The 25,801-nt window shown below is 62.2% G+C and carries 27 protein-coding genes; 5 read left to right on the top strand and 22 right to left on the bottom strand.

Annotated elements, in window-relative coordinates; translation table 11 throughout:
• Positions 1-13: 13 nt before the first annotated feature.
• The 4 genes from HHL09_RS26190 to HHL09_RS26175 all read right to left on the bottom strand — a co-directional run bounded on the left by HHL09_RS26190 (position 14) and on the right by HHL09_RS26175 (position 4,244).
• Positions 14-1,612, bottom strand: coding sequence for a portal protein (locus tag HHL09_RS26190; RefSeq protein WP_169457607.1), 1,599 nt, complete (start codon positions 1,610-1,612; stop codon positions 14-16).
• 987 nt (positions 1,613-2,599) lie between these two features.
• A complete protein-coding gene (locus tag HHL09_RS26185) occupies positions 2,600-3,103 on the bottom strand; it encodes a hypothetical protein (RefSeq protein WP_169457606.1) in 504 nt (167 codons plus the stop codon).
• An 89-nt stretch (positions 3,104-3,192) separates the two neighbouring features.
• Positions 3,193-3,756 (bottom strand): hypothetical protein, encoded by a 564-nt coding sequence (locus tag HHL09_RS26180; protein ID WP_169457605.1) that lies wholly within the window; start codon positions 3,754-3,756, stop codon positions 3,193-3,195.
• Between the two features lie 23 nt (positions 3,757-3,779).
• Positions 3,780-4,244, bottom strand: coding sequence for a hypothetical protein (locus HHL09_RS26175; protein WP_169457604.1), 465 nt, complete (start codon positions 4,242-4,244; stop codon positions 3,780-3,782).
• A gap of 101 nt (positions 4,245-4,345) precedes the next feature.
• On the opposite strand from HHL09_RS26175, the gene HHL09_RS26170 reads away from it, so the two are divergent.
• Positions 4,346-5,590 (top strand): hypothetical protein, encoded by a 1,245-nt coding sequence (locus tag HHL09_RS26170; protein WP_169457603.1) that lies wholly within the window; start codon positions 4,346-4,348, stop codon positions 5,588-5,590.
• Here the strand turns inward: HHL09_RS26170 and HHL09_RS26165 are convergent.
• The 12 genes from HHL09_RS26165 to HHL09_RS26110 all read right to left on the bottom strand — a co-directional run bounded on the left by HHL09_RS26165 (position 5,490) and on the right by HHL09_RS26110 (position 14,963).
• On the bottom strand, positions 5,490-6,074 hold the full coding sequence (locus tag HHL09_RS26165) for a hypothetical protein (RefSeq protein WP_169457602.1): 585 nt from the start codon (positions 6,072-6,074) through the stop codon (positions 5,490-5,492). The genes HHL09_RS26170 and HHL09_RS26165 overlap by 101 nt on opposite strands.
• Before the next feature lie 784 nt (positions 6,075-6,858).
• Positions 6,859-7,353: a hypothetical protein gene (locus HHL09_RS26160; RefSeq protein WP_169457601.1), complete on the bottom strand. Its 495-nt coding sequence runs from the start codon at positions 7,351-7,353 to the stop codon at positions 6,859-6,861.
• Complete coding sequence (locus HHL09_RS26155; RefSeq protein WP_169457600.1) at positions 7,350-7,847, bottom strand: hypothetical protein; 498 nt, start codon at positions 7,845-7,847, stop codon at positions 7,350-7,352. Before HHL09_RS26155 ends, HHL09_RS26160 begins: the two co-directional genes overlap by 4 nt.
• 471 nt (positions 7,848-8,318) lie before the next feature.
• Positions 8,319-8,807 carry a hypothetical protein gene (locus HHL09_RS26150; RefSeq protein WP_169457599.1) on the bottom strand — a complete coding sequence of 163 codons (489 nt, stop codon included), beginning with the start codon at positions 8,805-8,807 and terminating at the stop codon, positions 8,319-8,321.
• Positions 8,804-9,289: a hypothetical protein gene (locus HHL09_RS26145; RefSeq protein WP_169457598.1), complete on the bottom strand. Its 486-nt coding sequence runs from the start codon at positions 9,287-9,289 to the stop codon at positions 8,804-8,806. The genes HHL09_RS26150 and HHL09_RS26145 overlap by 4 nt, the downstream gene beginning before the upstream one ends.
• Positions 9,290-9,425: 136 nt before the next feature.
• Positions 9,426-9,911 carry a hypothetical protein gene (locus HHL09_RS26140; RefSeq protein ID WP_169457597.1) on the bottom strand — a complete coding sequence of 162 codons (486 nt, stop codon included), beginning with the start codon at positions 9,909-9,911 and terminating at the stop codon, positions 9,426-9,428.
• Positions 9,908-10,420 carry a hypothetical protein gene (locus HHL09_RS26135; RefSeq protein WP_169457596.1) on the bottom strand — a complete coding sequence of 171 codons (513 nt, stop codon included), beginning with the start codon at positions 10,418-10,420 and terminating at the stop codon, positions 9,908-9,910. Before HHL09_RS26135 ends, HHL09_RS26140 begins: the two co-directional genes overlap by 4 nt.
• 83 nt (positions 10,421-10,503) lie before the next feature.
• A complete protein-coding gene (locus tag HHL09_RS26130) occupies positions 10,504-10,923 on the bottom strand; it encodes a hypothetical protein (RefSeq protein WP_169457595.1) in 420 nt (139 codons plus the stop codon).
• An 888-nt stretch (positions 10,924-11,811) separates the two neighbouring features.
• Entirely contained in the window at positions 11,812-12,183 is a 372-nt protein-coding gene (locus tag HHL09_RS26125) for a hypothetical protein (RefSeq protein WP_169457594.1), read from the bottom strand.
• Positions 12,184-12,233: 50 nt separating this feature from the next.
• Entirely contained in the window at positions 12,234-13,799 is a 1,566-nt protein-coding gene (locus HHL09_RS26120; protein WP_169457593.1) for a hypothetical protein, read from the bottom strand.
• A 109-nt stretch (positions 13,800-13,908) separates the two neighbouring features.
• Complete coding sequence (locus tag HHL09_RS26115) at positions 13,909-14,451, bottom strand: helix-turn-helix domain-containing protein (protein WP_169457592.1); 543 nt, start codon at positions 14,449-14,451, stop codon at positions 13,909-13,911.
• Positions 14,452-14,624: 173 nt separating this feature from the next.
• Entirely contained in the window at positions 14,625-14,963 is a 339-nt protein-coding gene (locus HHL09_RS26110) for a hypothetical protein (RefSeq protein WP_169457591.1), read from the bottom strand.
• 1,445 nt (positions 14,964-16,408) lie between these two features.
• On the opposite strand from HHL09_RS26110, the gene HHL09_RS26465 reads away from it, so the two are divergent.
• From HHL09_RS26465 to HHL09_RS26095, 3 genes are all read left to right on the top strand, one after another.
• Positions 16,409-17,023 (top strand): hypothetical protein, encoded by a 615-nt coding sequence (locus HHL09_RS26465; protein WP_205760946.1) that lies wholly within the window; start codon positions 16,409-16,411, stop codon positions 17,021-17,023.
• Positions 17,024-17,059: 36 nt separating this feature from the next.
• Entirely contained in the window at positions 17,060-18,403 is a 1,344-nt protein-coding gene (locus HHL09_RS26100) for a hypothetical protein (protein WP_169457590.1), read from the top strand.
• Positions 18,404-18,529: 126 nt separating this feature from the next.
• Entirely contained in the window at positions 18,530-19,204 is a 675-nt protein-coding gene (locus HHL09_RS26095; protein WP_169457589.1) for a PEP-CTERM sorting domain-containing protein, read from the top strand.
• A 793-nt stretch (positions 19,205-19,997) separates the two neighbouring features.
• Here HHL09_RS26095 and HHL09_RS26090 read toward each other — a convergent pair.
• The 6 genes from HHL09_RS26090 to HHL09_RS26065 form a co-directional block, all read right to left on the bottom strand.
• Positions 19,998-21,347 (bottom strand): DnaB-like helicase C-terminal domain-containing protein, encoded by a 1,350-nt coding sequence (locus HHL09_RS26090; RefSeq protein WP_169457588.1) that lies wholly within the window; start codon positions 21,345-21,347, stop codon positions 19,998-20,000.
• Positions 21,348-21,535: 188 nt separating this feature from the next.
• Positions 21,536-22,390, bottom strand: a complete 855-nt coding sequence (locus HHL09_RS26085; protein WP_169457587.1) for a hypothetical protein — start codon at positions 22,388-22,390, stop codon at positions 21,536-21,538.
• A 409-nt stretch (positions 22,391-22,799) separates the two neighbouring features.
• On the bottom strand, positions 22,800-23,036 hold the full coding sequence (locus HHL09_RS26080) for a hypothetical protein (protein ID WP_169457586.1): 237 nt from the start codon (positions 23,034-23,036) through the stop codon (positions 22,800-22,802).
• Positions 23,033-23,878 carry a lambda exonuclease family protein gene (locus tag HHL09_RS26075; RefSeq protein WP_169457585.1) on the bottom strand — a complete coding sequence of 282 codons (846 nt, stop codon included), beginning with the start codon at positions 23,876-23,878 and terminating at the stop codon, positions 23,033-23,035. Before HHL09_RS26075 ends, HHL09_RS26080 begins: the two co-directional genes overlap by 4 nt.
• Positions 23,875-24,135 carry a hypothetical protein gene (locus tag HHL09_RS26070; RefSeq protein WP_169457584.1) on the bottom strand — a complete coding sequence of 87 codons (261 nt, stop codon included), beginning with the start codon at positions 24,133-24,135 and terminating at the stop codon, positions 23,875-23,877. The genes HHL09_RS26075 and HHL09_RS26070 overlap by 4 nt, the downstream gene beginning before the upstream one ends.
• A gap of 87 nt (positions 24,136-24,222) precedes the next feature.
• On the bottom strand, positions 24,223-24,450 hold the full coding sequence (locus HHL09_RS26065) for a hypothetical protein (protein WP_169457583.1): 228 nt from the start codon (positions 24,448-24,450) through the stop codon (positions 24,223-24,225).
• Between the two features lie 98 nt (positions 24,451-24,548).
• Between HHL09_RS26065 and HHL09_RS26060 the strand changes: the two genes are divergently transcribed.
• Complete coding sequence (locus HHL09_RS26060) at positions 24,549-25,379, top strand: LexA family protein (protein WP_169457582.1); 831 nt, start codon at positions 24,549-24,551, stop codon at positions 25,377-25,379.
• Positions 25,380-25,801: the final 422 nt, after the last annotated feature.

Here is a 25,801-nt window from a genome sequence, read left to right as displayed (position 1 = left end):
GCCTTTGCTGAACTCAAGCGCCCCTCACCATCTGCGGCTGTGCCTGAGCTTCCGCTTGCGCCAGCATCGCCTGAGCCTGCGCCTCCGTCTTCTTCTGCATCTCCTTCAGGCTCGCGATCCATCGCTCCGGCTGACCGCTGTTCCGGATCAGATCCCGGATCAGCACCTCCGGCTTGTACGCATTAAATAGTACTTGGCCCAGCTGCGGGAAGGACTGCAGCACCGGCATCAGCACTTGGAAGAGCTCCGTCAGCGCGCCGTTCTCCTTCGCCTGCATCGCCAGCGCGATCTTGTTCTTGTACCGGATCCGTCCGCCCTCCAGCGCCGCTTCCACCGCCGCCGGGGCAGGGGAGAATTTCCCCGCACGCGCCAGCACCGAGAACACCCGCGCCAGCACCACGTCGATCATCTCATTCATGATCCGGCCATACACCGGGGAGAATTGCGTCAGCTTCTCACCCGCGATGTAATTCGCCTCCGTCGCCGTCAGCGGCGAGCGATCCCGCGCGCGCATGCTGAACATCTTGAAGAGATCCAGGAAGAAGGCCTCCTGCACCATCGTCTTCTTGTCCTGCAGGCGATCCTTCAAAATATCATAGCGCCCCTGCTCATGCAGCGCCCGGATGTTCCCCGCCGCGCCCGCCGAATTCTCATCGAAGTAAGTTACCTCCAGCGCACCCTGCGCGATCTCTCCTTCCATCGAGGCCGGTGCCAGGATCGGAGGAAAGACCGATTTCTCCGTGCCCAGATCCGCCAGCTCATTCAGGAAAGACAGCTGGCGCGAATCCCCCTTCGCCATCGATCCCGGGCCGAATCCCCACACGCAGTTCGCGTGCTTCGAGAAACGGTGGCACGCGAAGCTGAAGTCATTCAGCCCGCTGCGCCGCACCACAGATTTCCCCTCGCAGGCCACCACGATGTCCACCCATGGCCTCTTCACCGCCTCGGACGAATCCCGCGGTGCCGGATCATGCCGCTTGCACACCAGGTGGACGAATTCGAACTTCTCCACCAGCCCCTCCGGCCGGCCCGCCTTCTCCGCGATCTTCCGCGGCAGCGCGTCCTTGCCGAATTCATCCGCCGCCTGCTGTGCCGTGTACTGGAGTTCCCGTACATGCACGTTTACCCGGCCCTTCGCGTCCTCCGCGATGTAGTAGGTCCCGATCGTCTGGTTCAGGAAACACAGCTCGCCCCGCTCGTCCAGGTCCCCGCAGTAGAGCGAGCAAGTCCCGAAGACCGGCGACTCGAAGAGCGCCTGCTGCATCTCCTCGTAGAAGTTCGAGCTCTCGATGTAGCCCAGCGCCGTCTCGCTGCATTCCCGGTACCAGCGGATCGCCTCGTCATCCTTCTCGAGTTCCTTCGGTGGCGAGAATTCGAACCACTGCTCCTCCCGCGGCGTGATCAGCGAGCACAGGCCATTGGCAAAGGTATGCGCCGCCTGGCGTGGCGTGCTGTCAAACATCGCATCTGCATCCAGCACCGCCGGCATCTCCGGATTGATCCGCTGGAAGGGCGTGAAGATTTCCGCCAGCTGGTCCCAATGGCTTTCCATCGGCGCCCGCAGCGTCTTCAGCTGGTCCCGGATTTTTAGCACCTCTTCTCCCGTCATCATCGTCGTGGTTTGTTCGCTGCTGGTTTATTGGCTTAGCCCAGGAATGGCTTCCCCTGCGGCACCCCCGCGGAAGATCCGCCCGCCGTCGATCCCGTCTCGCCCGCGAGGAATGATGAAGCCACCGAGCGGCGCTTCCTTCTCAGGTCCTCCTCAAGCTTCGCCGCTCCCAGTGCCGCATCGCTCGCGCGAGGCGCCGGGGCCGGTGCTGGATTCGATGGCGGCGGGACGTCAGGTTGGCTTACCATAATTTCGCCACAGCATCCCACGACGGCGAGGCACGCTTCTACTGCCAAGCTCGTACTTTTGCTTCACGCTCCGCAGGGAGCGTCCTCACAAAAAATGTAGCGGCGCTCTATGGCCGTCGGTGATTGGCGGCGCGGGCCGTATCCTTGTGCGTTCATCCCATGCTCCGCAGGAGCGGTCCGAAAGGAAATGTAGCGGCGCTCTATGAGCGTCGGACTATCGCGGCACGGGCCGCATCGATCGATCATCAATCCGTCCTTCAAAGGTAGGGACAAGCGCCCCGCTTGTCCGCGAATGGTCCGAGGACGCGCGCCGCACATTCCATGCCCGCCTTCCATGCCCCGGAGGGGCCACAGCCAATAGCCGGTGGTCGAGCGCAGCGAAAACCACCGGTTACGCCGGTAGAGGTATTGAACCCCGGCAGGGGTTCCGGCGCGCGGGAAGTCGTCTCGATGTCCCCTCCGCGGTTACCGGGGAATTCCTTGGGCATCACGGATTCCACGCATTCACTTCGTCGTCGGGGCACATCTCTGGAACCCCATTCGGGGTTCAATTTCATGCGTGGACCCACCGGTGGTTTTCGCTGCGCTCGACCACCGGCTATTGGCGGTTGCCCCTCCGGGGCATGGAAGATGTGGCCTAACAACAAGGACCCATCCACGGACAAGCGAGGGCGCTTGTCCCTACCTTTGAAGGGCGGATCGATGATCGATCGATGCGGCCCATGCCGCCAGTCACCGACGCTCATAGAGCGCCGCTACATTCTCTTTCGGACCGCTCCTCCGGAGCCGATCGCCCCGCCCGCACTTGCCGCCGGTCCCGCCAGACGAGTCCGGCGAGCCACACCGTGATGGCGGCGAGCAAGAGGAGCCAGTGGGGAATGACGACGACCCACGCATCTGGTGGCGAGGTCGCGATCTCCCGCTTCACCTGCTCCACGATGTCGGCCTCGGGCGGAGTGTCGGGGATCGTCCTTTGCTTCCCGCGGGCGAAAAGCGGCGGCGGGAATACATGGAACTCGATGGCCCCTGGGCCAAGCCGGTGCCGGGCCATCGTCGCGGGTGGCGTGATCCTGACGGCACTCTCCCGGTGGAGGTACACGATCCCCCGCACAGTCCCGATCCGGTAGGGATGACGGTAGGCATCCGATGCGAAGCGGGATGAATCCACCCACACCCAAGCGATGAAGATCATCACGAGGATGCCGGACCAGAAGGTGATCGAGCGATGGAGGGGTTTCGGTTTCATGGAGTTTTTTTTGTTAGATGGTCTTGCGCCGCGGCCCGCATGCGCCGTCCGCGCCGGAGGAGGAGGGCCTACCTCTTGAGTGGCCGCATCTATCCCTGCGTCTTTCTCTTCGATCTCCACAGCAGCACCAGGAACCACAGGGCCGCGAAGGCTGCGATCAAGAGCCAGTAGGGCAGGAAGAGGAGCCAGCCACCAGGGATGACTCCGGTGTTGCCGGCGGGACCGGTTGCAAGACGCTGGCCCCAGCGGACCATGAGGATCTGGCGAAAGCCGAGATCCTCTCCCGCCTTCATCGCCTTGGGTGGCGGCCATCTCGAGTCGTCCACCGGGATCTCCGGATAACTGCAGAAGCCCGGCTTCGCCCAGCGCATCTTCTCGAGCGAACGCGGGCCCGCATCGCTAAGGATCTGCTCGGGCGGCATCGAGCCATTGAAGATATTCGGATCCCAGAATGTCCGGTCGAAGCGGAACTTCTGCGGCGGCTTCGGTGGCTTGCTGATCGCCAGTCCGGAGGCCCAGTGGTCGATCTCCCAGCGGCCCCATTCCAGGGACCGCGGGATCTTCACCGAATCCCGCCACGCCCACGTGAGAGAGGCCATCACGAAGATCCCCGCCCAAAAGATCACGGAGCGATACCAGCGCCACTTCATCATCCTGCCTTTCTGATGCTCACGACTCACCCGCCACTTTGCCGTTTCTTGCTCTCATCCCGCCGAGACTCGAATGCCTTTCCAATCAAGGCCAGCCCGACGATGCCTGCAAAGCCGGGGATGAGCTGGCCCATGATGAAGAGGGTGATGCCGCCGGCAAAGAGAGACACCCAGACCAGCTGGAAGCCGCGCAGGGCGGGCGCGGCCCACACCATCCGCTCGAAGAACCACGCGGAACCCACGTAGGCGAGGGCGGCGGAGATCGCCAGGGGATCGATGACTTGATTGCCCATCTCCCACTGCGGCCAGGTGAGCGGCATCGGCTTCAGGCTTTCCCTCCGCTGCAGCAGCAGAATCGCCCCCAGCGGGGAGAGCGCGCAAAGGGCCAGGACTGTCTGGATCACCGCACGATGCTTCATCTTCACGGCACGATGGAGATAGAGGATCGGCGCGTCAAAAGAATCCTTCGGCGATGGGGGTGGAGGGAGCATCGCGAATCGGTCTGCGCGTCGCGGGGTGGTGGCTTGCAGTCCCCGGCACGCCCTCATTTCACCCTCGCCGGAGAGGGGACGGGCCTGATATCACGCCAGCCGTGAAATCCCCAGTGATCCTGCAACGGCGCTTGCTCCTTTCCGGAGCGGGCGTGGCCGTCTTGCTGCTGATCGCGGGATTGGCCTCCCGGGAGCGCGGGTCTTCCGATCCGGATCTACAGTCCGGCAAGCATGCCTCTGCCAAGGGACCGCGGACGGCAAATGCGTCCGATCCGCGGCGCGGCCGCCACGACCTCTCCGGTGAAAGCGATGCCGCACGCATCGCGCAGATCAAGTCATGGCTGCGAGACTACAGCCCCGTGCCGGACAAGGAGGACATGCTTGCCCGCTTCGATGCCCTGGTCTCTGCCCTCAGCTTCGCGGCGCTTCGCGAAATGGTGGAGGAGGCGGATCGGGCGATTCCCTACACCAACAGGGGTGATGACACCGGGCATCACGGTCGTCCCCGGTTTCTTCATCGCGCCCTGTGGGAGCGCTACACCCGGCTCGATCCGGATGCCGCATGGGAGCTCTTCCTCAGCCGCCTGAAAGAGGATGATCGCCGCGCCGCGGGCACCGTGCTCACTGGCATCGCGCGGAAGGACCCGCTCCGCGTGCTCGACGCTCTAACAGATCCGAGCCATGGGGCCAGCTACGGCGAGATCGAGGGCTTGGAGGAGCTTGTCAAAGACATCACCGCGAGCCATCCGGATGAGGTTTTCGACACGGTGGCCACCATGGTGAAAACCGAGTCACCCTACTCCTGGCAATCCGTCAATGGCTGCATCGCCGGACTTGCTGCCGGGTCGGATTGGCCCGCTGTCAGTGCGCGCCTGGCGGAGGCTTTCCCGGAAGCGAGCTCCGAGCGATCCAGGATCGCGGGTCTCGTCGCGGCCCGCTGGATACTGGAGGATCGGGAAGCAGGCCTCGCGTGGCTGGATGGGATCTCGCCGGAGGTCTCCTATGAACGTAGTATTGCCATGGTCGCCTGGCTTCAGGCGGAGCCGGAAAAGGCCGCCCGCTGGCTGGAGGAGTGGGACATGCCCGCAGGGAAAAAGCAGGAGCTCTACAACTCGATGATCTTCCGCGGTGGTCTGAGGGATGCGGCCACCGTCGATGCCATGCTCGCGCTTTATGAAGGGGAGGAAGACGATGATGTGTTGAGGACCGTCGCCGCCACCACCCCTGTCAGCCTGCCCGCGCTGCTCAAGCTGAAGGAGCGCCCCGATCTCCCCGAGCCCGCCCGCAAGCGGATCGAAGAAGCCATCGCCTACGAACGGCAGTTGGAGTGGTGGGTGGAGAAGTAGCTGTATTTTCTTTCGGAAGCATCTCGCTCACTCGCAGCGCGCGGCCGGTTCTCCGCTGCCGCAGGATCAGGGCGGGTGCCCACACCATGGTCACCGCCAGTAGCAGCAGCCAGTGCGGGATCATCAGCAGCCAGCAGTTCGTAGGTGCCATCTTCATTACATCCAGCGCCCACACGTGATGAGGCTCGCCCGGCTGCGGGAGAATGGTCCCGTATTCCCCGGACCCGCGGCGAAAGGCGGGTGGGGGACAAGCCACGGCCACCAATCCGCCGGCCAGCGCGGTGGCATCCCTCCCCATCGCCTGGGTGCCGGTCGGCACGCCCCGGCAAACGGAGAGCGCGCCACACTCGCTGAGCACCGAGTAAGGACTCACGAAGGCATAGGTGGTCGCCGTCATGGAGTCCCGCCAGGACCACACGATGAAGATCATCACGAAGATCCCCGAGCAGAAGGTCAGCGAGCGATGGAGAGGAGCTGGCTTCAATGGATCATCTCTAGTCGATCCCTGCGGCGGATGGAAGAAAATCAGTAACAGCGCAAGTCCTCCTTCCCATAACTCGCCAAGCCTGTCCCCCGAGGCTCCGCAGGAGCAGTCCGAAAGAAAATGTAGCGTCGGTCTATGGCCGTCGCAAACTCGCGGCATCAGCCGCATCGGGGATCCACCCACCGCGCTCCTCCGGAGCGGTCCAAAAGAAAATGTAGCGGCGCTCTATGAGCGTCGGACTATCGCGGCATCAGCCGCATCGGGGGATCATCGATTCTCTAACAATCTCCAGCTGGTCCGATCTCATTGCCCGGAGGGTCCAGCTATCGGCTGCATGCCCGGAGACTCCAGCTGACCCGGCCTGATTGCCCGGAGGGCAAATAGCCAATAGCCGGTGGTCGAGCGCAGCGAAAACCACCGGTAGGCCCACGCATGAAATTGAACCCCGGATGGGGTTCCAGCGATGCGCCCCGACGGCGAAGTGAATGCGTGGAATCCGTGTTGCCCAAGGAATTCCTCGGTAACCGCGGAGGGGACATCGAGACGACTTCCCGCGCGCCGGAACCCCTGCCGGGGTTCAATACCTCCACCGGCGGAACCGGTGGTTTTCGCTGCGCTCGACCACCGGCTATTGGCTGTGGCCCCTCCGGGGCGTGGAATGTGCGGAGCGCGTCCTCGGACCGCTCGCGGACAAGTGGTGCACTTGTTCCCTACCTTAGAATGACGAATCCATGATCCCCCGATGCAGCCCGTGCCGCCAAAGTGCGACGCTCATAGAGCGCCGCTACATTCCCTCTCGGACCGCTCCTGCGGAGCCCGTGGCGGATTCCGCCCGCCGGATGCGCACTTGCCTCCAGCCGATGACCCCGCCCCATGCCACGCCATAGAGTACCAGCGCCAGCCAGTGAGGGATGATGACTCCGCGGATGAAGATGCGGGGATTGGCAAAAACGGGGTCCGGCGTCTTCCAGGCGAGAAGCGGGGAAGCCCGCTCGGCCAGCAATCCCGGCAGCAGATCATCCCGCCACATCTCGATCGGGTAATGCCGGACACTCTCGCCCGGACCGGGATCGATGACGTGATAGATCGCATGGAATCCCGCCGACCGGTAGCAGATCGTATCCATCACGCCGACGGAGTGAACCGGACCTTCCAGCCATGCCGATCGAAAGATGCCCGCCTCACGGGTCAGTGAATCATGCCAGGTCCACAGGATAAAGAGCAGCCCCGGCAGTCCGAGCCAGAAGACAGGCGAGCGATGGATGGGCCGCGGCTTCATGGTTCTGTTAGACCCCGGCTTGCCGCCTTCCGGATCCTCCGCGCGCGCAGCATCAGCAGCCCGCACCACGGCAGCGCCACGGCGAGCACGAATAGCCAGTAGGGAAGCATCAGCCTTACCTGATCGCGCGGAAAGGTCTTCATATCGAGCCGGGCCCGGACGATTTGATCCGGTGCGGCTCTCATCTCCTCATCCCATTTCCGGTACTGCGCCTCGTCCTCCAAGGTCTCTCCACCACCCCTGAGGAATACCGGCTCCGGAAAGACCTTCGTGGGGAGCTTGCTTGTCCGCTTCACCCGCTTGCCACCCATCGGATCGATCTGATCGGCCTCTCCGAAGACCATCATCCCTTGCGTGGACTGCACCTCGATGCGATCGCGCACGTAGGCGACCGAGTAGTTCTGGAACGAATCCCACCATGCCCAGGTGATAAAAAGCATCACGAAGATGCCGGACCAGAAGGTGATGGAGCGGGGGAGCGGCTTCGGATTCATGAAAGGCACATAAGTTCCCGGGGCGGGGGAGACATCGTTTCGCCGATCATGGAGCGGGGAGAATCTCGTGGCGTCAAGTCCCGGTGAGATCGAGGCAAAGCCCTCCACAAGGCTCTTCCCCCCGGGAGCGCGGAGGCTCCGCCCCGCAGAGCGGTCCTTGAGGGCTGTTTATCGACAAGGATAGCAAGCGCCAAAGAGCGCCCCCTTTAAAGCCGCCTTGTAGATCGATCTGCAGCAAGGCGATGGCCTTTCTCCGTTGATCACGGGAGAACGATGCGCCTCAAGGACCGCTCCGCCCCGCAGAGTGGTCCTTAGAGTGGTTCGTCGATAAGGGCAGAACAGGTCGAAAGTGCTGACTTATAGATCTGCAGCAAGGCGATGGCCTTTCTCCGTTGAGCACGGGAGAACGATCCTCTTCTAGGGACCACTCTGCGGGGCGGAGCCTCCGCGCTCCCGGGGAAGAGCCCGGCATCATCCACCCATCGATGACCCCTTCAGCCCCTTCTCAATCCTCCGACGCCGCCATGCCATCACCCCGGCCCACGTCCCCGCTACCGCGAGGATCAGCAGCCAGTGGGGAATGAAGATGATCCAATTTTCGCTGCGGAGGTAGCTCATCTCGCCAATGATCCTGTTCTGCTCGCTCAATCCCGGGATGCGCTTGCTTGGGTGCTTATCGACAGGGAGCCCTTGGCCGCGGACCAAGGCAATACGGGCTATCGGAAAGCTTGGGGTTCGGGTGGCCGACCTCAGCGGCCTGCGAAAGGAAGCCTGTGCAAAGAATGTGTCTTTCTGGAACCACCGGATTCCGACAAAGCCCTCGCAATTCATTCCTGCGACTCGTCCGACATGGGTCCCGCTCGTCATCATCGATGAATCCCTCCACGCCCACGTAATGAAGCCCATCACGAAGATGCCGGACCAGAAGGTGATGGAGCGATGGAGCGGCTTCGGATTCATGTTTCTGATAGAATGGATCTCCTTGCGCGGACATGCCGCATCGCCCGCAGGGTGAGAAAGCCGAGCCAAGGCAGATCGGCCAGCAGCAGGATCAGCCAGTGGGGGATGAAGATGATGGACCACCCGGGTGGGCTGGCCTTGCAACCCCAGAGCGAGATGACCTGTGTGGTGGTGAGTCCGTCGGGGAAGGTCTCCCTGGTCTTCGGGCGAGGATTGCCACTTCGCGCGAAGGCTGGCCGAGCGAGGTGAAACGCGCGGGCATCCGATGCCAAAGGCGCCTTGCGATGAAACTCGAAGGGCTGCGCTTTTGTGGGCGGTGAGATCGTGATCCCCAGATAGCCCTCCAGGTGGAGAACCTTGAAACGCTGCCAAGTCAGCGTGCTTTGGAACTTCCCGGAATCCCACCATGCCCACGTAATGAAGCCCATCACGAAGATGCCGGACCAGAAGGTGATGGAGCGATGGAGCGGCTTCGGATTCATGAAAGGCACATAAGTTCCCGGGGCGGGGGAGACATCGTCTCGCCGATTATGGAGCGGGGAGAATCTCGTGGCGTCAAGTCCCGGTGAGATCGAGGTAGAGCCCTCCACAAGCCTCTTCCCCCCCGGGAGCGCGGCATCATCCGCCCATCGATGACCCCTTTAGCCCCTCCTCAATCCTCCGACCCTGCCATGCCATCACCCCGGCCCACGTCCCCGCTACCGCGAGGATCAGCAGCCAGTGAGGAATGAAGATCATCCACGCTTCCACCTTGAAGCGCTTCAGCGAGCGGATGAGCTTGTCCTGCTCTGTCTTCGGAAGATTCTGGATCAGGTCATGGCCCATCGGTTGGGCCTCGCCGCGGACAAAGGCGAGCCGCCGGATGGGAAAACCCGCGACCCGCGTCGCCGGATCCAGCTCGCTGCGAAAGCCTGTCTTTGCCATGCGTGAGTTCTTCTCACCGGCCATCACTCCGATGAAGCCCTCCCGGTTCATCGCGGTATACCGCTGCACATGGAACCCGCTTGCCATCGTCGATGAATCCCACCACGCCCACACGATGAAGCCGATGATGAAGATGCCTGACCCAAAGAGGATCGAGCGATACAGCGGCCGCGGCTTCATGACGCTTCTGTTAGAATCGCTCTTCCCGCACCACGATGCCGCCGCGCGCGCCACACCAGCAGCCCGGACCACGTCACCCCGGCAGCGAGCAGCAGCAGCCAATGGGGAAGCAGCAGCAGGAAATTCCCGCGGCGCTGGTGGGCCCATGCTTCTTGCAGGGTCGCGTGGAAATACGGCTTGTCCTCCTCCGCCAGTTGCTGGCCCAGTGATACGATCGGAAATCCCGGCTTGTCCTGCCCATGCAGGAAGGCTGGCGATGGCATGGGATGGATGCGGAAGTCTTGCCGGATGATCATCATCAAGCCGGGTGCGCTCACAATGTGATGAGAGATCACGCGGGGCTGGAGCCAGCTCACGGACAGGTATCCCGCGTAATTCTGCAGCTCCATACGCGGACTGTTATAGGAAAACTCGGTCACTAGCGACTTCCACCACGCCCACGCGATGAAGCTCATCAGGAAGATGCCCGACCAGAAGGTCAGCGAGCGATACAGCGGCCGCGGCGTCATTTGCCGATCTCTATCCGCTCCGCCGGAAAAAGGGAAGATAAGGTGAAGACAAAGCGGGAAGCGGGGAGCGCGGCTCCCGCCATTCATCCGCGGGCCCGCATCCTGGCCAGGCCTCGCTTGCGGCGCATCCACCAGGTGAGCACCACCACCCACACGAGGATCCACGCGATCATCAAAAGCCAATAGGGCAGCAGGATCATCACGGCATGCTGGTCGGATTCCGCGCCGGGCTTCTCATAGCTGAATTCCGGCACCGGCAGCTCCGGTGCGGGATCGCGTGCATGGCCGAAGTCGAAGTTCCACGGCCCGATCGCATGCGGCGGCGGTTGGTACACGGCCTCGAAGTACAATGCCCCGTTACTATTCGTGGCGTAGATCCACGCGTCATTCCCATCCAGGGTCACCGAGGTCGTCCTGCCGATCGAGGTGAGCCACATCCCCGTCAGCACCGCCAGCCCGGCCAGGCCGAGCGGATACAAGCGCGAATGCCGAAAGGACCGCATGGTCGCAAGCTTGCGGGAATCCCCGGCTGCCCCGCAAGTTTTCTCGCACTCCGCGAGATGCTCCGCCGGAGCGGTCAGGATAAAATGTAGCGGCGCTCTATGAGCGTCGGACTATCGCGGCATGGGCCGCATCGATGGATTTTCGCATCATGCTCCGCCGGAGCGGTCAGGGAGAAATGTAGCGGCGCTCTATGAGCGTCGGACTATCGCGGCATGGGCCGCATCGATCGATCATCAATCCGCCCTTCAAAGGCAGGGACAAGCGCCCCCGCTTGTCCGCGAATGGTCCGATAATGCGCGCCGCAAATTCCATGCCCGCCTTCCATGCCCCGGAGGGGCCGCAGCCAATAGCCGGTGGTCGAGCGCAGCGAAAACCACCGGTAGGCCATCGTACGGAAATTGAACCCCGGTAGGGGTTCCAGCGATGTGCCCCGACGGCGGATGAACTCCGCGGAAACCGTGGTGCCCAAGCCGCCCTGGTAGCTGCCAAGGGGAAATCTTGAGGTGACTTCCCGCGCGCTGGAACCCCTGCCGGGGTTCGATGTCACCTCTCGCCCAACCGGTGGTTTTCGCTGCGCTCGACCACCGGCTATTGGCTATTTGCCCTCCGGGCAAGCAGACCGGATCGGCGGCAACTTGTTAGGGACTCGCTGATCCATCGATGCGGCCCGTGCCGCCAAAGTGCGACGCTCATAGAGAGCCGCTACATTTCTCCCTGACCGCTCCTGCGGAGTCCGGATAGCCATGCACAAGGATGCGCCCCATGCCGCCAAAGTCCGACGCTCATAGAGCGCCGCTACATTTTATCCTGACCGCTCCTGCGGAGCATGGGATGAACGCACAAGGATGCGGCCCGTGCCGCCATCCACCGACGCTCATAGAGCGCCGCTACATTCTTCCCTGACTGCTCCTGCGAGGCCGTGAACCCACCAACAACTCCACCTCTTCCATCTCCATCACCCGCCACTTTCCCCGCCGGTGAAAGCTCACCCATGGCAGCGGAAAGGGCATCCACCGCATCGCCTGCCGGTAGTCCCCGGCCAGCAACCACACATGCCAGCAATCCGGCTCCGGCGAATATAAAAGGGGATCGCAAAGCTCCGCCTCGCTCCAATCCCTCCGCACCGCCCGGAAGAGCAAACAGATCTCCGGCGTCACCACCACGTATCCCGATTGCGCATGCGCCTCCACGATCTCCGCGAAGCTCCACGCGGAACGAAGGCCCTGATGGCAGAGTGCGGCTTTAGCAAATGGGGTCATGGGTGGATGAAGTTGAGAGTTTGAAAAAAGGCAGACCACCGACCTCCGTTTCACCTCCGGCTATACCTCCCCGCACTCGCCCGCCGTACCCGCTCGCGATCCCTTTCATGGATCCCCGCACCCGTCCCGCGCAGCACTTCCCCCTGGCCCTTCAGCATCCCGTTCATCATCGCCTCGCCCGCCACGCGCAGCGTATCCGTCGAGTGCGTCGACCAATCCTGCACCACCATGTCCGTCAGGTGACCGTCCACGTTCGATTTCTTCGTGTGGTACTGCTCGAGCGATGCCACCAGGTGATCGCACTGCGGAATGCGGAAGACGAAGCGCGGCAAGAGCTCGTCCACCTTGTTGATCCCCGGCCAGATCGTCATCGGCCGCGGCAGGATGCGGATGCTCTCCAGGCCTGCTTCCCGCATCTGCTGTTGGAAATTCTTCCCGCTCTTCTCCTGCGCGCCCGCATCGTGCGGCATGAAGTGAAAGCCATACGGATACCCCTTTGCCCGCATGTGGGCCACGCGCTCCGCGGGTGACATCTCCAGCTTCCCGTCATCGTGATCGATCGCATGAATCTCACGCCCCACGAATTGCAGGTAGGTCACCCGTGTATTCCGCATGCTGCCCAGGTCCCAGAAGGTATGCACCGGTGCCGAGCGATCCCAGGGGAAGGGGAAGATGCGGCCCTCCGCGCGTGCCTCATCGATCCGCCGCGCGAACACGGCGCCCTCGATCGGCGCGCGGAAGGCCTCGTCCAGAGTCGATGGATACTCGCGATTCATGAACATGCCCTGCTCCAGCTTCTTCGCGATCCACCACTTCTTCTGCTCCGGACTGAAAGCTTTCCCCAGGCGTCCGCCCAGATCGCGGAAGTAATCTTCCGCCTCCGCCGTCACCATCCCATCGATCCGCACCGCCTCCGGGTCATCGTGCCAGGGGAAGAAATACACCGTGCCCTCCGCATTTGGATCCTTCTCCAGGATCGGGCGGATCATGTCCCACAGGTCGCCGCCCTTGCCGCCCTTCCACGTCGTCTCCACCACGCGCCGCCCCAGCCGCGCCGAGGGGAAGGCCCCGCTGCGGATCTCCGCGGATCGCTTCGCATCCTGCGCCGCGATCGGCCCCCACTCGGACACATGCAGCATCGAGCAATCCCCCCCGCGATGTCCCGTGGTGGCAAAGATCACGCTATCCTCCCGCTCATCCTCCGAGATCATCCGCAGCCGCAGCTCCGAGTCATTCCGCTTCATGAAACGGAGGTGCTTCAGGAACGCCGGATCCAGCGAATCCACGGCGAAGCGGATGATCTCCACCATCTTCCGCGTCGAGTCCGCCTGATCCTGATCGATCAGCACCCCGCGCCATCCCGACTCGAAGACCACGCGATCCGCCTGAAAGGTGCACAAGCCCGTCGACAGCCCCAAGCGCCGGGACTTGATGATATAAGCCGGCACCTGCGGCGTCTCTAACAGATGCCTGAAGATCGCCTCCTGCTCCGGCCGCGGCACAAAGGGAATGCCCGTGCCCTTTCCCTCCTGCCGGCACTGGTACAAATGCCGCAGCCGCCAAAGCGGATCCGAGAGCAAGCTGGTCAGCGAAGAGGTATCGACGGATTCTGGCATGGGGTGGGAAGAACGAAGAGCGAAGAACGAAGAGGGAAGAGGGAAGAGGGAAGAGGGAAGAGGGAAGAGAGAAGAGAGATTGGCTACTCGTTATAAGGTAACTGCTGCTTCATCGGGTGGCTCTTGGCTCTTGGCTCTTGGCTCTTGGCTCTTGGCTCTTGGCTCTTGGCTCTTGGCTCTTGGCTCTTGGCTCTTGGCTCTTGGCTCTTGGCTCCTGCCCCCGAATCCGCTTCATCACATCGGCCAACTCGGTAGTCACCCCGTGCTCCGGGTCCGGCTTCTCCTGCCAGAGGTCCGATTCGTGATTGGCCAACCACAGCTTCGCCGCGGCCACATCCGGCGGATAGTGTTTCATGAAGGTCACCACGATCACCTCGCCCTTGCAGATCACGGCCTTCTCCTCCAGCTGGCTGTAGCCCGTGGCCCGCTTGAAAAGCGCCTTTTCCACCGCGGCCCGCGCATCCATCTCGCCCTCCGCGATCGCCTCCGCCAGCTCGCGATGCTCCTTCACCCACTCCTGAAACGTCTCCACGGAAACCCCGAATGCCTCGGCAATCTGCTCCCGCTCCGCACCGATGCGGGCCATCCCCCGCGCCATGCGAGGATAGAGCGGCGAGTAGGACGGGATGGCTTTGTTAGAACGGCGTGGCATGGGAGGGAAGAGCGAAGAGCTTGGAGCGAAGAGCTTGGAGCGAAGAGGAAAGAGCGAAGAGAGTTGGTCGAAAGGTCAGGGCATGGAGTCAGGGCGAGTCGGCTGCTTTCTTACTCTCCGCTCTTCGCTCCAAGCTCTCTGCTAATAGGGAGTCGAAAGGTCGGGGCATGGAGTCAGGGCGAGTCGGCTGCTTTCTTACTCTCCGCTCTTTGCCCTCCGTTCTCTGCTCCCAAGATCTTCCCCACCACCCGTGCGCCTTCCGGGCTCAGGCGGACGATCGTCTTGAAACCGCGACCGGCCTGCTTGCCGAGTGGACGGCATTTCTCGGAGGTCACCCAGGCATGCCGGTGGCAGGCCGAGAGGCATCGCCAGAAGGTACGCTCCGGCAGCGCGCTCTCCGTGCGGAGTTCATGCGGACGGCGTTCGCCTTGTCCGAGCGTGAGCAGCAGGATCGCCTCATCATCGCTCACCAGCGCACTGCGTTTGTTTCTCAAGAGTTCGACAGGACCCATGAAGCCATCATGCCATGCCCCCCGGATCACAGCCAGTGAATGCAGGCTGGAGACCACTGGAAAACGGGGAGGGGAGTCGGGAGTGTCGAGGGGGGGAATGGCAGAATGAAGAAGCGCCCGACCACCACGCTCCTCCGGAGCGATCCAAAAGAAAATGTAGCGGCGCTCTATGAGCGTCGGACTATCGCGGCACGGACCGCATCGATGGATCCACCCACCACGCTCCATCGGAGCGGTCAGGGGAAAATGTAGCGGCGCTCTATGAGCGTCGGTGACTGGCGACAGGGGCCGCATCGGGGGATCTGCGCACCACGCTCCATCGGAGCGATTCAGCATGAAATGTAGCGGCGCTCTATGAGCGTCGGACTCTCGCGGCACAAGCCGCATCGATGGATCATCGATTCCCTAACAAGTTCAACTGGTCCGGTCCCATTGCCCGGAGGGCAAATAGCCAATAGCCGGTGGTCGAGCGCAGCGAAAACCACCGGTATGGCGGGAAGTGACATCGAACCCTGGTAGGGGTTCCGGCGCGCGGGAAACACCTCAAGATCCACCTTCCGCACCTATCGAGAGCCATCTGGGCATCACGGATTCCACGAACTTCATCCGGGCATCGGGGCACATCGCTGGAATCCCATCCGGGGTTCAATCTCATACGTGGACCTACCGGTGGTTTTCGCTGCGCTCGACCACCGGCTATTGGCTGCATGCCCTCCGGGCAACCAGACCGGACCGGCTGGAACTTGTTAAATGCGGCACGCACCATCGGACCATTCGCGGACCAGCGGGGGCGCTTGTCCCTACCTTCGGATGGCGGATTGATAATCCCCCGATGCGGCCCGTGCCGCCGATCACCGACGGTCATAGACCGACGCTACATTTTCCTTTGGATCGCTCCGGAGGAGCGTGAGCCGGCCATCCCCCGATGCGGCCCGTGCCGCGAGTTTGCGACGGTCATAGACCGACGCTACATTTTCCTTTGGATCGCTCCGATGGAGCGTGAGCCGGGCATCCCCCGATGCAGCTCGTGCCGCCGATCACCGACGCTCATAGACCGCCGCTACATTTATCCCGAACCGCTCCTGCGCAGCGCGAGTCGGGTCTTAAAGGATCCCCCTCAGGTTGTGCTCCGGTGATGGGTCGGGTATATGATCATGCGATATCCTATGGGTCAGATGTTATGAAAAGAGTTTGACTTGGTATCGTATCTGTAATGTTCTCATCGTCATTCGGATTTCGTGGATCGTTCGTTCTTTGGCGTTTGTATCCATGATATCCGGACAATGGGCCGACGTTTCACCCGGTCGGCAGTCCTCCCCGATTGATGTGATCGCGTGGCCATATGTTGCCACGTCGAGGCCGTGAGCGCGGGAGGACCCGGGTGGTATCGTTGGGGCCATTTCAATTCCCCGATCCTCCCATCCAATCCCACCCCGAGCAAGACCATGGCCAGCAAGAAAGCCCCGAAGAAGACAGTCGCCAAAAAGGCAGCGAAGAAGGTCGCGGCCAAAAAGGGAGCAAAGAAAGTAGCGAAGGTCGCCAAGAAGGCTCCCGCAAGGAAGGCAGCGAAGAAGGTCGCGAAGGCTCCCGCCAAGAAAGCACCGAAGGCAGCCGCCAAGAAAGCCGTGAAAGGTGGCAAGAAATCGCTGAAGAAGGTTGCACCGGGCGATGTGATTACGCCGATCACCGTCTTCGCAAAAGACCTCGGCAGCCTTACCAATCTCACGGTCCTGAAAGCGGGGAAGTTGGATACCTGCAGCCCCGCGGGCCGGGAGATGGTGAAGGCCGCCAACCGGAAGAATGGCAAGGTCAATGAGGAGCACGTGCTGAAACGCACCGAAGAGATGCTTCTCTGCCGCTACAATCTCCGGGACCTGAAGCCGGATGCTCCGCTGGAGATCGATGTCGGGGGCCGCGGGGATCTGCGCGGCTTGATCATGGAAAAGGGCTGGTGGTTTGACGACGTGGAGTGCGAGGTCTCCCGCGACCAATTGGACAAGGCAACCACCCTTAGGGCTCTCGTCGCCCTCATCTACAAACGCTGCCGCCTGAAGTTCTAAGGCTCCAAGTCATCCTTCCTCCCTGCACCCACCCGCATGAAATCCCCGCTCATCGCGACCGCCCTCGTCGCCCTCGCTTGTCCGCATCCGCTCCTCGCCGCCGATAAGATCGATATCGGCGAATATGCCTCGCTCAGCGAAGAGCAAACCTATGACTACCTCATCAAGCTTTCGAAGAAGCAAGGTGAGTTCAAGACCCTCGCCGCGAAGCGCGAGGCCGTGATCGTGCATGTCAGCTATGTCGAGCGGCACCTCGGCAAGCCGCCCTACAATGCGGCGGCGCTCCGCAAGCTTCTGGATGACGAGACCAAGCTGGAGAAATACGACGCGCGGCCTCGCTACGAAAAGATCCCGCCCATCACCGAGCCCATCAGCCAAACCGAGAAGATCGATTCCGCGACGCGGCAGGCCTACCAATTCGGCCCCACCGTGCGGGACCGCCTGGAGCAGGAGAAAGCGCTCGCCGCACGCTCGAAGCCGATCGATCCCGAGGACCTGCTCTATTCCCATGGCAATTCCGTCGGCCCCTTCCGTCTCAGGCGCACGACGGGGGATATCAATACCCGCTCGAACGGGCTTCAGCTTGATGGGCCTGATGAAAAGATCAGGGACGCCAAGGGTGCGAAGATTGCCTATAGCGACAACCGCCTGAAGGACGGCAGCGGCGCATGGAATTCCGAGGGCGTGCTCTACATGCCCTTCGTCCGCGCGGTTGAGAAGAGCTCGGGCACCGACTACCGCATCGGCGTGGCTCCGGCGGTTTCCTGGAATATCCAGGAGCAGCAGGGCGCCGGGAAATCGGATGTGGATGAGCTGAAGTTCAGCGCGCCTTTCTACTGGGATACCGGCGGGGCGAAGGGATACTGGACGACAATCCTGGAGCCCTACTATCAGACCGATACCGACTTCGATGGGGCCATCTGGGGCGGCACCGCATCGCTCTCGTTCCGCGGAGCCGCCTTAGGCACGGGAAGAAAGGGGCTTTATCTCAACGATTGGCAGTTCTTTGCCGGGAATTCCGCCAGTTATAAGATCGGCTTGAAGGGCCTGATCGACTATAGCGAAACCCACGCGACCAGTCCCTATTCGAAGCGGAAGCTGGATGACGATTGGCTCCGCGCCGGCCTGGATGCCAGCTTCAGCCTCGGTCTCTTCCGTGAGAAGGGGATGCCGGAAAAGTCACCGCTGGTCCTGAATGTCGGCTACAAGTTCCTCGATGCCTTTTCCGGTGATGGCGGCTACTCGGACATGTGGAACGTGAGCCTCACCTATTGGGTGAATGATTATGTCGGCTTCTCCGGCGAGTATCAGAAGGGCGAAACCCCGGTCGCGAAGGAAGAGATCGATCTCATCACCCTCGGTCTGGAGCTTCGCTACTGAGGCTTTAGATCAAGGCAGGGTCAAGCGCCTCGCGGGACCATGGCGGTCCGGGGGGGGGATTTCATGGGGATCTGGAAATAGAGTTGTCTCATTGTTGATGGGATGTTAGGTAGCGCCCGCCCTTCCATGAACAAGCTTACATCCTCTTCCTCAGCGCTGGCCCTCGGTCTCGCCGGTTTCCTATCCCTCGTCACTGCGGCAGACGCCGCTCTTACGATGACGATCAATACCTGGGATCGGACTTATTCTTTCTCCGGGTCTTTCACGACAGCCTACATCCCGCTGAATGGAGGGAACGGCAGTCCTTTCTTTTACATTGGCACCGGCATCGGAACCACGGGATATGGTATGGGGATGGGGGATATCCTCACCGTCGGGACTTCCAGCACCGGGGAGGATGGGTACGATGTCGGGTTCAGTCACTATCTGCCGAGCGGCATTGGCGTCGCTCTGTCAGGGGAGGAGCCAGGCACTCTGGAGATCTTGAGCTATCTGGGAGAAATCGTCGTCTTCGATGGAGAAGGAAATGGCGTCCTCGATGTGCCGCCCGGAGCCGCAATGTCATGGACGCTCACCGGGAATGGCTGGATCCAGCCTATGAGCCCTGGCTCTCTTCCGGAATACGAAGCTTTCCTTCCTACGCTCGATGGCGCACCTCTTTATCTGTTCCAAGGGACCAATCCTTCTAATATTGTCTCCGCGGTCATGGGGCAAGTCGTATTGGTCCCCGAACCCTCCAGCGCCCTGCTTCTGCTCGGGAGCTCCGGCCTCCTGCTGCGCCGCCGGCGCGTAAGGTCATAAGTGCTGGGCGGTCGATGCACCGTGAGATCCACCCACCACGCTCCGCAGGAGCGGTCCAAAAGAAAATTTAGCGGCGCTCTATGAGCGTCGGACTCTCGCGGCACCAGCCGCATCGATGGATCATCGATTTTCTAACAAGTTCAACTGGTCCGGTCTCATTGCCCGGAGGGCAAATAGCCAATAGCCGGTGGTCGAGCGCAGCGAAAACCACCGGTATGGCGAGAAGTGACATCGAACCCCGGCAGGGGTTCCGGCGCGCGGGAAACACCTCAAGATCCACCTTCCCCAGCTATCGGAAGCCATATGGGCATCACCGACTCTGCGAACTTCATCCGGGAATCCGGGCACATCGCTGGAACCCCATGCGGGGTTCAATCTCATACGCGGACCTACCGGCGGTTTTCGCTGCGCTCGACCACCGGCTATTGGCTGCATGCCCTCCGGGCAACCAGACCGGATCGGCTGGAACTTGTGAGCTGGCCTAACCACAAGCGACCATTCGCGGACAAGCGAGTTGCTCGTCCCTACCTTCGAATGGCGGATCGACAATCCCCCGATGCGGCTCGTGCCGCGAGTTTGCGACGGTCATAGACCGACGCTACATTTTCCTTTGGATCGCTCCGATGGAGCGTGAGCCGGGCATCCCCCGATGCGGCCGATGCCGCCAATCACCGACGCTCATAGACCGACGCTCATAGACCGACGCTCATAGACCGACGCTCATAGACCGACGCTACATCCCTGTTAGACCGCTCCTGCGGAGCACGGCCCTCCCGCCATCCCTTTCCCCGGATCACCTCGCTTTCCCCATCGCGAACACCCCGCGTCCTTTCATGACCTCCTCCTTCTCCTTCGGCGCGCCGTGCACGAAGCGCAGGGTCGCGTGATCCAGCACCAGCGGCAGCCGTTCTCCCGCCATGCCATTGTGGCTGTCCTTCGCGATCAGCACATGCTGGTGCTCGCCGAAGTCCGGCTTCTTCTTGTCCCGCTCCTGCGCGATGTGAAGCCACCAGTCCGCATCTTCCTCGATCGCCCGCGCGCCCTTGGTATCGATCTCATCGGTGACTTGCGAAAGCACCACCACCGTGATCCCGAGTTCATGCGCCAGCTCCTGCAGCGTATTCGAAACCCCGCGCCGCTCGACCTCCTCGGTATCGCCGCGCTGTCGCTCCCCGCGGATCAGGCCGATCTGGTCGACGAACACCACCTTCACGCCATGCAGCCGCACATAGCGGCGGATTTCCGCGCACTGCGTCGATAGCCTGCGGTTCGGCGGCTTGCGGATGTGAAAATTCGCATCCACCAGCTTCGTGATCGCATCCCGGATCGCCAGCAGCGTCGCGTGATCCGGCTTTGCATGACCCTGCGCCGCGGCATAACCCGCGGGATCGATCACCGCGGCATGATGGATCCGCGCGGTCTGAATCACGCTGCGCTGGAAGGCACTCTGCTCGGTCCGCTCCAGGATGAGATAAAGCACGCCGATCCCATCCGTCGCCAGGTTCGCGGCAATCTGCGTGGCCATCGTCGACTTCCCGCCGCCGGAGCGCGCGGAGATCACGCCCATGTGCTGCGGATGCAGGCCGCGCAGCGCCCGGTCGATCTCCGGGATGCCCGTGGCCAGACCCATTGGCAAAAGCCTCCCGGCCACCTTCGCCTCGAAAGTTTCCAAGAACTCCCGTGCCAGCGCCTTCGTATCCTTCGGCGGCGTCGCAGCGGTGGCGATGTCGAAGACATTCGTGATCGGCCCGCCCAGCGCCCGGAGGAAAGCGCCATCGTCCGCACAATCATTCGCCGCCTCCACCGCTGCCGCACATGCCGCAATCGCCACGCGCCGTGCATGGCGATCCCGGAGCAGGCCGAGGTGGCTTTCGAAATGCGAGGAACTGGGAGCGTAGGTGTAGATATCCGTGATCGCCGCGGGCCCGCCGATATTTTCCAGCAGCCCGGCAACCCGCAGGCCCTCGATGAAGCTGATGAGCTCCACTTCCTCCAGCCCCTTCATCCGCTGATACAGGATGCGGTGCGCCGGCACATGGAAGATCTGCGGATCCAGCGAATGCTCCGCGAGGAGATCCGGACTTTTCATCAGGCTGGAGAGCACGGATTTCTCCGGGCCTAGGGCGTGGGGAAGGGGGAGCATAAAAGGCAGAGTGCCAAGTGATCAGTAGTCAGTGATCAGTGGAAAGGCAGGGCGCGCGGGGAGGGAGCAGGGAGAAGGCGTGAGCTTGTCGGATCGGTGAGCAGCTTCGCAAATAGCAGTGATGATCGGCGGGCGGTCTTCGCTTGGGGGCTTCTACCCCTGTTCACCGATCACCCGGAGCTCTGCTTTCAACCTCCCTCCGCCTCCCAGATCCGCGCCCGGTCGAGCTCGGCATGCCAATGGCTCAAAAGCGACAGCAGGTCCCTCCGCCGGTAGTCAGCGGTCCGGTCGAGCGGTGCCAGGTAGTAGCGCTCTAACAGATCGACATCACCCCGCGGCGGGTCCAGTTGCGTCAGCGCCAGTCCTTCCGCCACGTTCCACAAGCTCTCCGGTCTGCGGCCGAACCATGTGCCGATGCGTTGCATCACGACATTGTTCCGGTGCACCCGGTGGTTCTTCCGCTCCGAGCGGGGGATCAGCCGCCAACGTCGGGGCAGGGTAGGGGCTTCCTCGTCTGCTTCATCGGCAGGGATGGATACCCGATCCCCCTTTGGGGGCTTGGGGGTATCTTCCATTTCCATTCCTTTCCCTTTCCTTTTCTCCTTCCCTTCCTCTTCTCTTTCCCTTGAAGCAGAATCCAAGCACGTGGTTTCCGTACCGGAAACCATGTGGTTTCCGGATTCATCTCCCATGCCCGCTGCAACTGCTTGTTTTTTCAATGTCCGGCCTCTTCCGCCGAGTGAGCCCTGCGTGCGTTTTTTGCGCACTTCTGCTTCCTTCTCGGTCGGATAGAAGTTCACGACGAGATCATCACCTTGCCATTCCCACAGCCTGCACTCGCCTACCGTGATCTCGCGCAAGCGAACGCGCACCACCTGCAGCCACATGCGATCCTTCCAAAGCTTCGCGCCCTCGATGCGGCCGCTGTTCTCCTGGCCGGCGCAGTAGCGTAGCAGGCAAAGCCAGGTCGCGCGCTGCACCGGCGTGGCACTGATGAACTCCTCGGAATCGAGGAAGGTGACATTGAGATTGATCCAATTCATGGAAGGGAAAGCTGGGATAAGAGGAGAGTAAGGAAGAGATGGAGTGATGTGATTGAGGCAGGAGGTCGCATCGTGGAAACGTCGCAAGAGTGATGGTGGCAAGAAGCCGTGCTCCGCAGGAGCGTTCAGGACAAAATGTAGCGGCGCTCTATGAGCGTCGGATGATCGCGGCATCGGCCGCATCGGGGGATGCTCCATTCGCCATCCAATGGTAGGGCCGGACGCCCCGGCCGACCGAGGGAGCGGCCTAACAGCAAGGAACCATTCGCGGACGAGCGAGGGCGCTTGTCCCTACCTTGAATGACCCATTGATAATCGATGGATGCGGCCCGTGCCGCCAATCACCGACGCTCATAGAGCGCCGCTACATTCTAGTTAGTCCGCTCCTGCGGAGCCCGTGACCCCCGCGTCACTCCTTCTCCATCACCTCCGCCATGTCGCTGTGCATTTCTAACAGGTCTGCCTTCGACAGCGCGCGCAGGACGATGTCCCTTCGCACGCGCGCCTCGTCTTCATCATGCGTGTTCAGGCCGCAGACCACGCGCCGGCCCACCATGTTGTGCTCCGTCTTCAGGGTGAAGCGGAGTTGCCAGCACCCCCGATTCCGGCGCAGGTGGTGGCGTTCATTGCAGGGGTCCGCCCTCATGCGGCCACCTCCTTCCCGTCGCAGGGAAACGCCGCATCCCACAGCGCGGCCAGCTTGTCCTGCGCCGCCATGTATTCGCGATGCAGCAGCAGCAGCCCGGCCACCAATTGCTCCGTGAACTCATCCCGCATCACGATGACGTGCAGCGGCGGCTCGCCCGGGCAGTAGCTGAAGAAATCCCAGCGGCTGAGCCCGGTCACGGCCATCGAGCCATGCACCTGCAGGCGATGCTTCTCCGGCAGCGTCCCGGCGAGCAGCCACTCGATGTGGACCTCCGGCACCGGGCACTTGATCTCCGCACCATGCGAGAAACCATGAGGCGACGCGGCATCCGGGACCAGCAGGTCCGGCGAGGCACCGAAGCCGCCGCTGTCATGCAGGATGAAGCCCACCTCCTTCCCGGAGCACCCGGTGAGGGAGGCGTAGGCCGTGCGCGCCTCCTCCTCCAGCGCGATGCCGCGTTGCACCGCGGGATTGAAATCAAGCGCACGCTCCTCCTTGTCGCGCAGGTGGATCAACCAGGCCGCGCCGGAAAGCGAGGCATTCTGATAGATCGGCTCCGCCAGGCGGCGCGCGATGAGGATCTCGCGGTTCTTGCGATCCACCTCGCTCATGCTGCGATAGCTCTCCGGCTCCGGCAGCAGGGCCTCCAGCTCCGCATTCGTCGCCTCTGGCGAATACTCGATGTCATGGCGATCCAGCTCCTCGCAGAGCTCCGCCTTTGTCAGGCGCACCTTCATCTCCGGCGCGCAGGCCGGGGTCATCCGGCTGGCGGTGATCACGCAGGACGCGCGGGCCGCGAACCATTCCGGCGAGCGTTGCTTGCATGGGATGATCTTCATGCTGCCACCTCCTTCCCTGTCTTTGCCACGATCTCGCGCATGCGGGCGGCGATGTTTTTCAGGCGGCCGATGATGTCGTTCATCACCTCATCCGGCAGCGCGGCGCGGATGGCCTTGATGGCTTCCGCCATGCCGGGGGCCTGGGTGAAGGGATGCCCGCCCGTGGTCACGGGCGCGGCGGTGAGGGCGGGGGCGGAGGCGATCTCATCCAGCCGCGTCATCGTGTGCTGGCATTGCGTGAGTTCGTTGGTGGTCATGTTGGTTATCGTTTGAGGACTGGAGAGCGGGGAGGGAGAGGAGGGCTGCGGTGGCCCGCTTTTTTCATGGGGACCACGGCGCGGGCTTCAGGGGTTTTGCTTGTTCGTGTTAGATGAGGCATCAGTTGAGCCTTCCTCCCGGAATCCGGCCCGGATGGCACCGCGGTCGAGGAGTTCCTTCATGGTTTCCACCGGCGGTTTGCCATGGTTCGCATTCGCGAGGAGAAAGTCCTTGGTCGGCTCCTTCAGCTCGCTCAGCGCGATGGGAGGAAGGGCCAAGGTGAATCCCGTTCGGGGATCGGGCAGCGAGGACATGCCTTATAAGTGCCCGAAATCAGGAATCAATCAATGGAAAAATACCTGAAATGAGGAAATTGATTCGACAAATGCCTGAAATCAGGTAATTACGGGGCATGCAGCCGTCCAAAGACGAAATTAAAGCTTGGTTAAAGAATACGCAGCGCAGCCGCGAGTGGCTGGCGTCGCAATTCGGAGATACCAAGAAGAAGACGGTGGATAACTGGCTTTCGTCGAATCAAGATATCCCGATCGGGATCCTCACGAGCATCGGTCGGATGATGGATGATGACCGGCGCTCCGAAGACGTGCGGATCCGTGAGGTGCCGGGAGACCAGCAGATTTTCAGCATCCAGGTGGATCTCCAGACCTTCCGCACCTACAATCGCGCGGCCGTGGCCCAGCGGCTGACCCTGGAAGAGTGGGTGATCAAGACCTGCGATGAGGAAGTGGTGCGGATGACCCCGGGGGAAGAGAAGAAGATCGTCCCGATGATCGTCGCGGAGGCACCGGCCGCCCTGACGAACTACGGCACCCGTCGTACTGGCGGCGGCCACTGGATCGATCTCGTCGGCGGCGTCGCGGCCGGCGCGCCGATTTCATCGCACATCGTGGAAGCTCCGGTGGAGGTGGAGAAGGAGTATCCGGAAGGCTGCTATGCCCTCCGCGTCTTCGGCGACTCCATGGCGCGGAAGATCCCGGATGGCTCGATCGTCGTCGTGCAGCCCTGGGACCGCGCGCGCACGCCGAAAAAGGGGACGATCGTGGTTTACTCGGATGCCAGCGGCTCGACCTTGAAGGAATTCGGCTACCGCAAGGCCAAGGCCGGGGAAGACGCCGATGCCATGGGGAATGTCCCCGCGCTGCGCTCGCTGAATCCGCTCTACAAGGAAGTCCAGACCATGGAGGGCGGGAGAATCGATGCCGTGCTGGTGGAGGTGGTGTGAGGGGGCGCGCGTTGCGCGAATCATCACCCATCAAACGAACTGCGCTCGCGGGGCGGGGGATGAAGGGATAGATGCCTACCACGGCACTCCCTCCCATGCTCCGCAGGAGCGGTCAGGATAAAATGTAGCGGCGGTCTATGACCGTCGGTGATTGGCGGCATCGGCCGCATCGGGGGATGCCGGATATGAGGACGATGGGGGCAGTCGCGAAGAGGCGCAGAAGTCGCAGAGTCGATGGCGCGCGAACTGGGCTCCGCAGGAGCGGTCAGGGTAAAATGTAGCGGCGCTCTATGAGCGTCGGAAGATCGCGGCATCGGCCGCATCGATTGATTCCCGCCACGCCCGTCAGAGGTAGGGTCGGACGCCCCCGGCCGACCGCGGTGCGGCGTGATGACAAGGGACCGTTCGCGAACAAGCGAGGC

The organism is Luteolibacter luteus (assembly GCF_012913485.1).
GTDB classification, from domain to species: Bacteria; Verrucomicrobiota; Verrucomicrobiia; order Verrucomicrobiales; family Akkermansiaceae; genus Haloferula; species Haloferula lutea.
Note: the sequence above shows the minus strand (reverse complement) of the source record. Positions and strands in the feature narration are given on the sequence as shown.